Annotated in this window: 9 protein-coding genes and 6 pseudogenes; 10 read left to right on the plus strand and 5 right to left on the minus strand. The window is 59.9% G+C overall.

Going from position 1 to position 13,159, the window contains the following annotated elements; all coding sequences use genetic code 11:
* Nucleotides 1-197: pseudogene (locus tag DM806_RS11010) on the minus strand (IS256 family transposase); the annotation flags it as partial.
* Between the two features lie 59 nt (nt 198-256).
* Here DM806_RS11010 and DM806_RS11015 point away from each other — a divergent pair.
* Nucleotides 257-763 (plus strand): annotated as a pseudogene (locus DM806_RS11015) (transposase); the annotation flags it as partial.
* A gap of 54 nt (nt 764-817) precedes the next feature.
* Here the strand turns inward: DM806_RS11015 and DM806_RS11020 are convergent.
* The gene (locus DM806_RS11020; RefSeq protein WP_179043278.1) at nt 818-1,150 is read right to left on the minus strand and encodes a hypothetical protein; all 333 of its coding nucleotides are present in this window, start codon (nt 1,148-1,150) and stop codon (nt 818-820) included.
* 479 nt (nt 1,151-1,629) lie between these two features.
* Here DM806_RS11020 and DM806_RS11025 point away from each other — a divergent pair, with 479 nt between their 5' ends.
* Nucleotides 1,630-1,800, plus strand: a complete 171-nt coding sequence (locus DM806_RS11025; protein WP_179043279.1) for a hypothetical protein — start codon at nt 1,630-1,632, stop codon at nt 1,798-1,800.
* 211 nt (nt 1,801-2,011) lie between these two features.
* Here DM806_RS11025 and DM806_RS11030 read toward each other — a convergent pair whose 3' ends face one another.
* Together DM806_RS11030 and DM806_RS27775 are read right to left on the minus strand one after the other, a co-directional pair.
* Nucleotides 2,012-3,184, minus strand: coding sequence for an acetyl-CoA C-acetyltransferase (locus DM806_RS11030; protein WP_179043280.1), 1,173 nt, complete (start codon nt 3,182-3,184; stop codon nt 2,012-2,014).
* A 550-nt stretch (nt 3,185-3,734) separates the two neighbouring features.
* A pseudogene (locus DM806_RS27775) lies at nt 3,735-3,851 on the minus strand (IS110 family transposase); the annotation flags it as partial.
* A gap of 956 nt (nt 3,852-4,807) precedes the next feature.
* Here DM806_RS27775 and DM806_RS11035 point away from each other — a divergent pair.
* The 7 genes and pseudogenes from DM806_RS11035 to dmpG all read left to right on the plus strand — a co-directional run.
* Nucleotides 4,808-5,545, plus strand: coding sequence for a tetratricopeptide repeat protein (locus DM806_RS11035; RefSeq protein WP_179043281.1), 738 nt, complete (start codon nt 4,808-4,810; stop codon nt 5,543-5,545).
* The gene (locus DM806_RS11040; protein ID WP_179043282.1) at nt 5,542-8,313 is read left to right on the plus strand and encodes a response regulator; all 2,772 of its coding nucleotides are present in this window, start codon (nt 5,542-5,544) and stop codon (nt 8,311-8,313) included. The genes DM806_RS11035 and DM806_RS11040 overlap by 4 nt, the downstream gene beginning before the upstream one ends.
* Before the next feature lie 14 nt (nt 8,314-8,327).
* Nucleotides 8,328-8,705 carry an Hpt domain-containing protein gene (locus tag DM806_RS11045; protein ID WP_179043283.1) on the plus strand — a complete coding sequence of 126 codons (378 nt, stop codon included), beginning with the start codon at nt 8,328-8,330 and terminating at the stop codon, nt 8,703-8,705.
* Nucleotides 8,706-8,719: 14 nt separating this feature from the next.
* Nucleotides 8,720-10,369: a Glu/Leu/Phe/Val dehydrogenase dimerization domain-containing protein gene (locus DM806_RS11050; RefSeq protein ID WP_179043284.1), complete on the plus strand. Its 1,650-nt coding sequence runs from the start codon at nt 8,720-8,722 to the stop codon at nt 10,367-10,369.
* 86 nt (nt 10,370-10,455) lie between these two features.
* A complete protein-coding gene (locus DM806_RS27255) occupies nt 10,456-10,584 on the plus strand; it encodes a hypothetical protein (RefSeq protein WP_256869245.1) in 129 nt (42 codons plus the stop codon).
* A gap of 157 nt (nt 10,585-10,741) precedes the next feature.
* On the plus strand, nt 10,742-10,978 hold the full coding sequence (locus DM806_RS11055) for a hypothetical protein (RefSeq protein WP_179043285.1): 237 nt from the start codon (nt 10,742-10,744) through the stop codon (nt 10,976-10,978).
* Nucleotides 10,978-11,541 (plus strand): annotated as a pseudogene (dmpG, locus tag DM806_RS11060) (4-hydroxy-2-oxovalerate aldolase); the annotation flags it as partial. The gene DM806_RS11055 and the pseudogene dmpG, both read left to right, overlap by 1 nt.
* On the opposite strand, the pseudogene DM806_RS11065 reads toward dmpG, so the two are convergent.
* A pseudogene (locus DM806_RS11065) lies at nt 11,539-11,846 on the minus strand (transposase); the annotation flags it as partial. The pseudogenes dmpG and DM806_RS11065 sit on opposite strands and share 3 nt — an antisense overlap.
* A gap of 66 nt (nt 11,847-11,912) precedes the next feature.
* On the opposite strand from DM806_RS11065, the pseudogene DM806_RS11070 reads away from it, so the two are divergent.
* Nucleotides 11,913-12,928, plus strand: a pseudogene (locus DM806_RS11070) (IS110 family transposase).
* The last annotated feature ends 231 nt before the right edge of the window (nt 12,929-13,159 follow it).

The following is a 13,159-nucleotide window of genomic DNA, read 5'->3' on the forward strand; positions in this document are numbered from 1 at the left end:
TAGCCGTTCCGGCTGTTGGTCCCTTGCTCCTCCTGGCCAAGATGGTGATCCATCTCCGCATTGAGCGCCCGTTCGGCAAATGCCTTCTTCAATGTATCGAGCAGGCCGCCCTGGCTGAGCGCTGCTGCTGCGTCAGTGCCGGCCAGCAGTTGGTCGAGAATGTCGTTCGGTATCGAGGGTTCTTTGCGTCGTGACATACTGGGTCTCCTTGTTGCCCATTATGCCTCGCCGCACACGAAATTCCTGACAGTCCCCCATCACCCGCGTCGTCGGGGCGACCTGGCAAAGGTGCCGCGTTCACTTCATGAGGAACGCGCTGGCGCATGTGCCCAAGGGCCAGAATACCGTCGTCGCCGCCGCGATCCGCCAGGTCTTCCTCCAGCCCGACCATGCCGCCGCGACCCAGACATGGCGCCACGTCGCCGACCAGTTGCGCGGACGCTGGCCCAAACTCGGCGACTGCATGGATGCCGCCGAGCACGACATGCTCGCTTATATGACCTTCCCCGAGCAGCACCGGGTCAAGTTGCACAGCACAAATCCGCTCGAACGGCTCAACAACGAGGTCAAGCGCCGCGCCGACGTCGTTGGCATCTTTCCCAACGAGGATAGCATCATCCGCCTGATCGGCGCCGTGCTGCTCGAACAAAATGACGAATACCAGCTCCAACATCGATACATGCAACTCGAGGGAATGACCGCCCTCGCCACACCCCTGATCGAGGAGACGCCGCCGCTACAGATTACACCCAAAGCCGCCTGAACGATGCGGCCCGAGGCCACACCCTAATTACACCACATTGACGGACGCGACCTTTCAAGCGCCTTGATCTAGCGCCTCTGACATTCGGTAGCCGATCTTTTTCAAGAACTCGGGCCAGCCTTTATAATGGTTTGCCCCTGAGTGAAACTCGGTGCCGTGCTTCTGAAGCGCCGCGAGAATTTCGGCATCAGATGCATGCTTCGATTCCGTGGCTGTCAGCTCCGTGCCGGAGTGATTTGCTGACATCTGCTCGCGGAATTTCACGGTGAGGAGGCTGCCCGGCGGCGGTTGCCTGTGGGTCCAGGTTTCGAAGTCGACTTGCTGGCTGCCCTGAACCCAACCGTTCGGGGTCAGATGCATTTCGTCGATCTCGTCTCTAGCTGTCATGGTATCCACTCCTCCGATGCACTGACCTGTCGGCGCGGAAGCTTTGCGAGTCTTCTCGTGATAAAGCAGATATGCTCCTCGGCTATGCCCCGTGCAAGGAATGTTTCGAACTTCCGCCTAACCGAAACACCCGCCGGCCTTGCGCCAGTCGCGACTCTCGGCCTCGTGCCCGCTATCGAAGTCCGTGGAGATAGTCTGACGCAGAGCTTGGCGATCCTCCAATGCTCGAGGAAACCTATCTACCCCGCCTCTATTGCCTCCAGCGCGATGCAGCACGCCGCTGTACGCGCCATGGCCTTGACGATTATCTGTGACATTTATCCGCTCAACATCCTGAGGATATCGCAAATCCCTCGGCATGACATGGGCGCGTCAGCACTGGTGCAGGACTGGATCGCCCGCTGGATAAGGGACGGCTTGCCACAGTCGAGCTCATCGTCCGTGACCACTGTCGCGGCTTCTGCTTCGGAGAGAAGGCGATGATGACGAATTGTTGCATAAACCCAAAGATCTACAACGCTTGGCGCTTCCATATCGACCCGACGGATTTTCCGGAACTGCTTGCGATGGAAGTCCGGTGCGGCGAGATCGATGCATTTGTTCGCGCGGCGCCAGAACGCCAGCCCGATGCCAATGGAGCGAGCGCATGACCGTGGACGCGAGATCGACGCGATAGATCGCAAGATGCTGCAAGAACTGCAGCTGGACTCAACTATCAGCCATGTCCGAGCCCAAAGCTGTGACAATGACGCGATTCACCTCGGGCGAAATCAGCTGCTTGTTGCGGGCCGGTTAGCTAAGGCGAGATCAAAGCCGCCGATCCATGGGAGCGGCGGCCGTCTTTGCGAAGGGAAGCTTAGCTCAGCGTTCGATGCACATGGCGACGCCCATGCCGCCGCCGATACAGAGGGTGGCGAGGCCCTTCTTCGCGTCCCGCTTCTGCATTTCATAGAGCAGGGTGGTCAATACGCGGGCACCCGATGCGCCGATCGGATGCCCGATCGCGATCGCGCCGCCGTTCACATTCACCTTCTCCGGGTCCCAGCCAAGTTCCTGCCCAACCGCAAGCGCCTGAGCGGCGAAAGCTTCATTGGCTTCGATCAGGTCGAGGTCGACGAGCGACCAGCCTGCCTTTGCCAGAGCGTTGCGCGACGCGGGGGCGGGACCGATCCCCATGATCGCCGGATCGACGCCGCAGGTCGCAAAGCCAGCGATGCGCCCAAGCACCGGCGCGTTGCGCTGCGCAGCATCTGTCGCCGTCATGAGGACCAGCGCGGCCGCACCATCGTTGATGCCGCTCGCGTTCCCCGCTGTCACGGTGCCGTCCTTCTTGAAGGCGGGGCGAAGGCCCTGCATCGCCTCCAGCGTCGCGCCTGCCCGAATATATTCATCGGCATCGACCACCGTGTCGCCCTTGCGGCCCTTAATCGTGACGGGGACGATCTCATCCTTGAAGCGGCCCGATGCACGCGCAGCCTCCGCCTTGTTCTGGCTGGCGACGGCGAACTGGTCCTGCGCATCGCGGCTGATCTGATATTTCTCCGCCAGATTTTCGGCGGTGACCCCCATATGGTAGTTGTTGAACGCGTCGGTCAGGCCGTCATGCGTCATCGTATCGACCAGGGAGATCGGCCCCATCTTAGCGCCGCCACGCAGATATTGGGCGTGCGGCGCAAGCGACATGCTTTCCTGCCCGCCTGCCACCATGATGCGTGCGTCCCCGGCCTTGATCGCCTGAGCCGCGAGCGCGACGGCGCGCAGTCCCGACCCACACAGCTGATTGAGGCCGATCGCCGTCCGCTCGACCGGAATGCCCGCATTGACTGCCGCCTGGCGCGCGGGATTTTGTCCTTGGGCTGCCGTCAGGACCTGCCCCAATATGACTTCATCGATCTCGTCAGGCGAGACCCCGGCCTGCGCCAGCGCCGCCACGATCGCGGTACGGCCGAGTTCATGCGCGGGTGTGGACCCGAACGCGCCCATGAAGCTGCCGACTGCAGTGCGCTTGGCAGCGGTGATGACGATGTCTGACAATGTCCTGATCCTTAAACGTTTTCAATTTTCAGCCGCACACCGGTCTTATCTGCAACCACTGAAAAGCTGCAATCATTGTCGATGGCTAGATTTTCGTCAAGATCAATCGCTGTTTGTGAAGATAGCATGCGTTTACAGCACAAAACAGACATAACGACCAAGTGGTGAATAAGACTGCCAATTTCGGCAAGAGAAATCCATAACTAGAATCTAGATCAATGTTACGCTACTCAACAAATTCTCAGTGCAAACCTCGCGTGAGATGATCACCGGCGTCAGCTTGATGAGGTTTGGGCGTGCCGTTTAGGCTGTTGATCCGATGTGCTTTGGTATTTTAACCACGTCGCTAAATCGAACTCCAAAATACGATCTTATCCTCCGAGAAATGTCTGATGGCTCGCTCGGGATTCTCGATCCTGCTAGATGACTCTGTCGTCCTTTCGAGTACATGTTTGAGCGCCGCCTTTTTTTTGAAGGAGTTACCGCCATCTGGCTCAAGACGCTCAATAGTACACAACACTACTATGGGCGAAAGCGATTCGAAATACTAAATCATGGCCAAGCCGCGCAGTTCCTTGAGCAAGATCGGCTGCTCGGCGGCATTCACGCCGTGCAGTTGGAACACGCTCTTTGACGTATCCAAAGCACTTCTGATAATCTGATCCACGGACGACCTCTTTTGCATAAGGCTCAACAACCTCATCATGGCACATTGATGCCGTAACGGGGTCGTCCACCTCAACACTCATCGACAAGACCGGCATCCAACGGTAGTGAAGCGCTTGCGCAGATGGAGGGAAAGAACGTCGGACTGGTCTCTCCGACGTCGTGATGCCAGGAATCAGCGGGCTGGACCGGCTAAGAAGGTCCGCGAAATATATGGAGAGGTTCCCGTGCTTCTCGCCAGCGGCCACAGCAGCAAACAATTCATTCCGCAGGATGAGCGAGAATTTCTTATCCTTCGCAAGCCGTATAGGTTCGAAACACTCACAGCTGGGATCCGTCAGCTCATGGGCTTGTAGGCTCATGGGACTCGGTGAAAACGATTCCAATTTTTTGCGTAAGACCTTCGAGCCGCTTCTACGATTCATTCAAGTCTCTCAGCCCCGAATTTTCGGCTGGCAGGAGCAGCCTTTCCGCTTTCCCGCAAATCACACCCGGGTTGCCGATAGCCGACTGATAGGGGCAATCAGCGCCATCTTGTATGGAGTAACCTCTTCATTGCGATTTCGAGAAAGTCGATGCTTGACGCCGAAGCCGTCGAGAGGCTTACTCGAGGCCGCATGGCCTCGGGGATCGGTGGTCAGCCTGAATTGACCGGGCAGCAATTGCTGGTTGGCAGAGCGGCACCTCTCAGAGCAAGCTCCGAAAACGGGTTCCATAGCAGCTATCAGTCCAAAGCATTGATTTAGCCGCCCAGCCTCCGCAAACCAAGCAGCCGCGCGGCCACTCCTTGGCGCTCGGTGAGTTCCCGACCATCACGAAATTTCAAGCCATTCAAGCCAATCTGAGTTAGTATCACCCTGTCTGTTACGACCATGTACGATCCGGCCGGCCATGCCGGAGAGGTATTTGATGCGAGGCAGATCGCGAGGTTCTTCCCTCCACCCGGAGGAAATTGGAATGTCAGCCGGGTCTCTGCAGCTTCGGCTATGCGGGACACTGACACTTGGTCTGCTGTTAACCACGCTGCCGTGCCTCGCCGGTCCTGTCGAAGACGCGGCCGCTGCCTACAGGCGCGGCGACTATGCCAGTGCCATGCGCCTTTATCAGCCGCTGGCGGATCAAGGGGATCCGCGCGCGCAGGCCCGCCTTGGCCGCATGTATCTGCGCGGTCAGGGTACGGAGCGCGACTATAAGGAGGCCATGAAATGGTTACGCCGCGCCGCGGCGTTGGGAATCGCTGACGCTCAATATTTTTTGGGCGAAATCTATTTGCGGGAATTTGGCGTCGAACAGGATCTGGGGGAGGCCGCCCGATGGTATACCCGCGCTGCAGAGCAGGGCCATGTCGCTGCGCAGTTCACCCTTGCCGTATTCTATACGATCGGCAGCGGCGTCAGCAAAAATCCGCAAAAGGCCGCCTATTGGTACGAACGCGCCGCGGTCCAGGGAAATTCCGACGCTCAGGTCGAACTGGGTAATATCTACGGCGCTGGCCGGGGCGTGCCAAGAAACCTGGTGGTGGCCTATAAGTGGCTGACACTTGGTCAAACCTATGCGCGCAACGCAGCTCTGCGCTCGAAAGCAACATCTTCTCTGAGGCGTCTGTCACGAAGCATGACGGCCGTCCAGATCGAGGAAGCGCAGCGCCAAGCGCGCGAATGGAAACCAATTTCGGCAAGGGGGGCCAGGCCATGACGCGGTTTCGCCCCTCCACGTCCCCCTCCCAAGGTTGGCTGGCTTCGATCCTGAAATATTGGTTCGCCTTGTTGGTCGGCTTGGCCAGTCTGGCGCTCACCCTGGCCGCATGGCGTTGGCTCTCGCACGAACAGCGTCGATCGATCGAAATCGAATTTTCGCTGGAGGCCGATCAGCGCGCCGAAGGGATCAAGCGGCAGTTCGCTTCCGATACCAGCGTCATCAGGGCGCTTCTGGGTTTTTATCAGGGATCGGGCGTTATCAGCCGGGAGGAATTCGGTGCCTTTTCAAAAAGCTATCTAGACGGGTTATCGAGCCTCGATTCCGTTCAGGGCGCGCCTTATGTCCCCAACCACGACCGTACGGCCTGGGAGCAGAGAGGCACGAGTGAGACGGGCCGAAAATATGAGATCAGCAGGTTGGACTCTCGTGGCGCGCTGGTCCGTGAGGGCAGCCGCACCGAGTATTTTCCTATCTTCTTTGCCGAATCCACTATGGGCGATACGGCGCCCCTGATGGGATTTGACTGGGGATCGGACCCCTATGCCCGTGCGGCCATTCTGGCAGCCCGCGACAGCGGCGAGATAAACGCAGCCGCCCATATCAAGCTGCCGCAGATGATCGAAGGGGAGCCGCAGATCGCCGTATTCGCTCCTGTTTATGAGGGCTCCGGGGAGGAAATGACCGTTGATCAACGCAGGGCACATTTCAAGGGCGTCGTGGTCGCGGTCATGCGGATCGGCGACGTGATCCAGGCTGCTATCGATCTGATGCCACGCGCGGGTGTCGATCTCTATCTACTCGATTCCTCCGCTCCGCCCGCGCAGCGGGTCCTGCTGTCGATCGCGTCGCCTGGGGGCGGGAAGAAACCGGGCATGGGCGCGGAGATGGAAGGAGATCTTTTCCACTCCAGTTCGCTTGTCATCGGCAGTCGCGTTTTCACCATCTATTCGGCCGCGACCCATGCATATGGTCGCAGGCGCGGCACGTCGACGCCGATGATCGCGCTCGCCGGGGGAATAGCCGTCACACTGGTCCTGCTCGTCTATCTCATTTCCCTCGCTAATCAGAGGGCGCGCACCGAGCTGGTGGTGGCGCAGCGCACGGTCGAGCTTCGTGGCCTCAACGCCCAGCTGGAGGAGCGGACGCTCCAACTGCTGAAGTCTGAGTCCGAACTGCGCACCGCCAAGGACAAGGCAGAGGGCGCGACCCGGGCCAAAAGCCAGTTTCTCGCCAATATGAGCCATGAGATTCGTACGCCGATGAACGGCGTGATCGGCGCCGCCGAATTGCTGAGCGATACCAGGCTGACAACATCCCAACGCGAATATCTGACCATGATCAGCCAGTCGGCAGATGCTCTGCTCCACCTCATCAATGACATACTAGATTTCTCGAAGATCGAGGCAGGACGGCTGGAGATCGAGCAGGTGGCCTTCGCCCTGCGCGACGAGCTATCCGATACCGTGCAGTCCTTCGCAGCCCGCGCGACTGAAAAGGGCATAGAGCTGGCCTGCCATGTCGGAATGGACGTGCCTGACGCGCTGGAGGGCGACCCACACCGGCTCCGGCAGGTGATCATCAATCTCGTAGGCAATGCTCTCCGCTTCACCGATGATGGCGAAGTGGTGGTGGACATCGCGGTCGCCGCGATGGAGGAAAAGCAGGCGTGGCTGCGGCTGGCGGTGAGCGATACGGGGCCGGGCATTCCTCCTGACAAGCGACAGCTCATTTTTGAGGCCTTTTCCCAGGCCGATGCGTCCTTCACCCGCCGTTTCGGCGGAACCGGACTTGGCCTTACCATCGCATCCCAGCTCGTCCAGCTGATGGGCGGGCAATTGCAGCTGGAGAGCGAGGTCGGGCGCGGCAGCGTCTTCCACTTCACCATCCCCTTCGGCTTCTCGCAGACACAGTCGGCAAGCCTGCCCGTCGAGCAGCCGACGCTGCGGGGATTGCCGGTGCTGGTGGTGGACGACAATGACACCAACCGCCGCATCCTTAACGAGATGATGCGGGGTTGGGGCATGGAACCGCTCATGGTCGAGAGCGGGCCGAAGGCGCTGATCGCACTCAGGAGCGCCGCCGGGATCGGGCGCCCCTTCCGGCTGGTACTGCTCGACATGATGATGCCCGGCATGGACGGCTTTGCCGTCGCCCGCGAGATTGCGCAGAGCGGCGAGGCGGATCGCCCGGCAGTGATCATGCTCTCGTCGGCGCGCAAGGATGAAGTGGGCCAGCGCGCAAGGGCCGCCGGCATCTCCGCCTTCCTGTTGAAGCCCGTGCGCCAGTCCGAGCTGCTGGAAGCGATATTCGCGGTGCTGAAGGTGACGGTGGCGGAGGACATTCATCCGCCCCAACCATCGCCCCATCGCCACAGCCCGCTCCATGTACTGGTGGCAGAGGATAATGCCGTTAACCAGCGTCTTGCGCTGCGGCTGCTGGAGAAGCGCGGCCACAAGGTGAAGGTCGTCGGAAACGGCGCGCAGGCGATCGAGGCGCTGGCGCAGGAGCATTTCGACGTGGTGCTGATGGACGTTCAGATGCCGGAGATGGACGGTTTCCAGGCCACCACCTTCATCCGGGAAAAGGAACGCCTTCAGGGCGGCCATATGCCTATCGTTGCGATGACCGCGCATGCGATGCGCGGCGACCGGGAGCGCTGCCTGGAAGCGGGCATGGACGATTATATCTCCAAGCCGCTGCGGGCGGATGATTTCTACGAAGTGGTGGAAGGACGGTTCGCGAGTTCCGCGAAACTTAAGGACTAGGAAGGGCCGGCGACATGAGTACGCTGCTTGATTGGACCAGAGCGCTTCAAAATGCCGATGGCGATGAAGAATTGCTGATCGAGCTGGCGAACGTCTTCATCGATGAGGGCGCGGAGATGATGCGGCAGGTCCGCGCCGCCATCGACAGCCGCAATGCGTCGGAACTCCAACGGACTGCGCACAGTCTCAAGGGATCGGCGAAGATCTTCGCGGCATCGGCGGCTACCGACGCGGCGTTGCGGCTGGAGGTCATGGGCGCGGAAGGCAATTTCAAGGACGCTCCGGACGGCTGGGCCATCCTGCAATTCGAGATCAACGGATTGCTCGCCGCCCTCAAGGCCCGTGTCGACCGTCAAAGGTCTGACGAGACCCGGAACGAACATAATAGCTGAGAAGGGGACATGCCATGGCAAAGCAACGCATTAATGTCCTGCTCGTTGAGGACAACCCGGTCTATTCCCGCCTGATTCAGAAATTGCTCACCCGGTCCGAGCATCAGGATTTTAAGGTGTCGATGGCGGGCACGCTGGAAAGCGCGATCGAACGGCTCGGCGTGGGCAGCTTCGATGTCGTTCTGCTCGACCTGATGCTGCCCGACAGCGCGGCGCTGGACACATTCTACCGCCTCCGTGCGCATGACATGCGCACGCCGATCATCATCCAGAGCGCGATGGATGATGTCGGCCTGGCCAGCAAAGCGGTGGAGGGCGGCGCTGAAGACTATCTGCTCAAAGATGGCATCAGCAGCGCGACGCTCACCCGATCAATCCACTATGCGATAGAACGAACCAATGCGCGGGGTGCGGAATGGTCCTCTTCGATGTTGCATCTGGCCCAGCAGCAGTTTCTCAAAGCCGCCTATATTGCCGGCCTCGACCCCAATATCCGGCAGCGGCTGCTCTTCCCCGAACGCACCCAGATCGCGGCCTTGCCCTTCAAGCGCGATGGCGTGGATCAGGTGGAAACCGTCTTTGCCTATCGGGTGCAGCATGTGCTGACGATGGGGCCGACCAAGGGCGGCCTGCGTTACCATCCAGAAGTTAGCCTGGGCGAAGTAGCGGCGCTCTCCATGTGGATGACCTGGAAATGTGCGCTGATGAAACTGCCCTTCGGCGGCGCAAAGGGAGGTGTGAGGGTCGATCCAAACACGCTCAGCAAGGATGAGCTGGAACGATTGACGCGCCGCTACACCTCCGAATTCATCGGCATGATTGGCCCGGACAAGGATATTCCCGCACCGGATATGGGCACCGACGCGCAGATAATGGCGTGGATCATGGACACTTATAGCGAGCATGTCGGCTATTCGGTCCCTTCCGTCGTGACGGGCAAGCCGGTCGTTCTTGGCGGTTCGCTTGGGCGGCATGAGGCAACCGGGCGGGGACTTGCCTATCTAGTGGGGGAAACCTGCCGGCTGATCGGTCTCGATACCGATCGCGCGACCGCCGTGGTGCAGGGCTTCGGCAATGTCGGCATGCATGCGGCGACCTTCCTGTCCGAAATGGGGGTCAGGATCATCGGCATTAGCGATGTGAGCGTCGCGCTCCACAATCCCAACGGTCTGCCAATCGACAAGCTCAAGGACTATGTCCGCCAGAATCGACAGCTTTTCGGCTGTCCCTACGGCGAGATAATTCCTGGGCGCGATCTGCTGGAGCTGCATTGCGACATTCTTGCGCCATGTGCTTTGCAGAACCAAATCACCGCAGAAAACTCCTTGCGGATCAATTGCAGGATCGTGGCCGAAGGCGCCAATGGGCCGACGACACTGGAGGCCGATGACATGCTGGACGCGCGTGGCATCATCGTACTGCCCGACATATTGACCAATGCAGGGGGCGTGGTCGTGTCCTATTTTGAATGGGTGCAAGGCTTGCAGAACCTCACCTGGCCGCTGAAGGAGATCAACAACCGGATGCGCGACGTACTGACCGACGCACTGGCCCGCACGCAACGCCGTGCGCAGGCGGAAAAGGTCGACCTGCGCACCGCGGCGATGATCGAAGCGCTCAGCCGCGTTGGCGCCGCCAGCCATTTACGCGGGCTTTTCCCTTAGTGCGTGTCCGAAACTAGGTAAGCAATATAAGCAGGCTAGCTTGGCTATTGATCCATGCGGTTTACGAACTAACCGAAGGATCAATGATGTGGATTAACACCTCGCGCGCCACGTCTGTGGTAACCGCCCGGTTGTTACTGCGGCGGCTGAGCCTTGAAGCGGGCGGCAAGTTCGGGATCATCGACGAAGTCATCGCGGGGCGACCGTTGACGTAACTTGCAATATCGCTGCGCGATCGTGGCGTTCAGCGAACGACCGTGTTGCAGAGGTTGGGATTCTGGAACTTGAGGTTCATCTGCTCGATGCGCCCCGTACCGTTCAGCCAGCCGCGCAGCATGGTGTGATAATAGGCCCATTGGAGAAATCGGCATCGTGTTCGACGCCACCTGGGCCGGCGCGCATGCCCGGCACAATGAAATCGTGACCGGCGCGGGTAAGGTCATGGTCGATCTAACCCCAGCCGCGATCGGCCCGTATGTCATTCCCGTCGTGAACGGCGCCGCTCACTACCTGCCTGCCTATGCCGGCAATCTGGACATCATGACATCGGCTGGCCTCGCCGTCGCCGAAAAGATCGCTGCGAAGCGACTGCAGAAGGAAGCCGCGTGATGGCGTTCGATCCGATCAAGGACAGGCTCTACATCCAAGAGGTGACGCTGCGCGACGGCATGCACGCCATTCGCCACCAATATGGTATCAACCATGTCCGTCCGATCGCTAAGGCGCTGGACAGCGCCGGCGTGGATGCGATCGAGGTCGCACATGGCGACGGGCTGAACGGCTCGTCCTTCAACTATGGCTTTGGCGCACATACCGACTGGGAATGGACTGAAGCGGTCGACGACGCCGTCGACACCGCAGTGGTGACCACCCTGCTCCTACCCGGCATCGGCACCGTGCATGACCTCAAACAAGCGTACGCCCTGGGCGCGCGCTCGGTGCGCATCGCCACTCACTGCACCGAAGCCGACGTCGCCAAGCAGCATATCGAAGCCGCGGGCAACCTCGGCATGGACACGATCGGCTTCCTCATGATGAGTCACATGGTCGAACCAGATCATCTGGCGCAGCAGGCAAAGCTGATGGAAAGCTATGGCGCGACCTGCGTCTATGTCACGGACAGCGGGGGTGCGCTCGACATGGACGGCTATCGCGCGCGGCTGGAGGCGTATGTCCTCGGTCAGCGCCTGTTCGTCATCCGCCCCGCGCGGCACTTTACGCTGTGTCGATCGATGCTGCCCCAGCACCCGGCATATCCGTCGATCGGACACCCGAACGGGCAGATTTCCTCGTACCTGATCGATGCAGCGCCGCCGCCGCGCGGGGCTCAGAAGTTTCCCTTCGCAGCCTCCTGCAAGATCAGCTTATCCAGCGTCAGGTCCGAGATCGCACGGCGAAGCCGCTGGTTCTCCTTCTCCAGATCTTTCATCCGCCGAGCCTGATCGGTCTTCAGGCCGCCATACTCCTTGCGCCATCTAATGGGATGGACGGCTCTCCCACCCCGGAGCACTGTTGTGTAATCGAACTTGGAAGGAGAGAAGCGATGACCATAGATGTCCTCGGTATCGACCTGGCGAAGAACGTATTTCAACTCCATGGCGCGGATCGCAAAGGCAATGCGATTTTCAAACGCAGGGTCATGCGCGATCAGTTGCTGGCTGTGCTTGCCGGCATCGAACCGTGTACGATCGCGATCGAGGCCTGCACGGGCGCCTTCTGCTGGGCGCGCCAGTTTGAAGCCCTTGGCCACAAGGTGAAGATCGTCAGCCCGCAATATGTGAAACCGTTCGTGCGCAGGCAGAAGAACGACGGCAACGATGCCGAGGCGATCTGCACGGCCGTGCGCCAACCCCACATTCCGCTGGTGCCCAAGAAGAGCGTAGAGCAGCAGGATGTGCAGGCGTTGCACCGCGCCCGCCAGCGGCTTGTCAATCATCGAACCGCCCTGGTCAGTCAGATGCGCGGACTATTGCCTGATCGCGGTATCGCCTTTGCCAAATCGATCACCAGAGCGAGACGCATGATCCCGGAAATTCTCGCGCGTGCCGAATCTGGTCTGTCGGCTATGGCTCACGAAACCATTGCCGAACTCTGGGATTTTTCTGTGATCTCGATTGTCGCATCGCGCATTTCGACAAGAAAATCGAAGCCGTCTTCAAAGCGAGCGAGCCCTGTCAGCGCGTCGCCAGGATCAAAGGCGTTGGGCCCAAAACAGCGACAGCCATTGTTGCAGCGGTCGGCGATGGTTCGGACTTCAGGAATGGGCGCCACATGGCGGCCTGGCTTGGATTGGTACCGCGCCAGTTTTCGAGCGGTGACAAGGCCGTGCTTATGGGCATCTCCAAACGAGGAAGCCAGCATCTGCGCAGCCTATTGGTTCACGGCGCACGTGCCGTCGTGAGAACGGCACCCAACAAAAATGATCCTATGAGTCAATGGGCCAACCAGCTTCGGGAACGGCGCGGCTTCAACCGCGCAACGGTTGCCATCGCCAACAAGAACGCACGGATAATCTGGGCCGTGCTTCGAACGGGCGATCACTACCGCGCCGCCGCCTGAAGACACCAACCAGTTTGCGAGTAGACGGAGAAATGGACTGCACTGATCGAGCCGACGCGCGACGAACCTGACTATTATCGAGGCTCTTGAGGCCTACCAGCTGTAGAGGTGCGCGTGTGCGGATTTCCCATTTGGGCGCTCTGGCCAACCAGCTGACGCCGGATAGATGTTTGCAACTGATCCACGCAGAACGTTTCAATGCCGCTTGCAAAGGGAGAGCCGTCCATAGAG

It is taken from the genome of Sphingobium lactosutens (assembly GCF_013393185.1).
Classification (GTDB): domain Bacteria; phylum Pseudomonadota; class Alphaproteobacteria; order Sphingomonadales; family Sphingomonadaceae; genus Sphingobium; species Sphingobium lactosutens_A.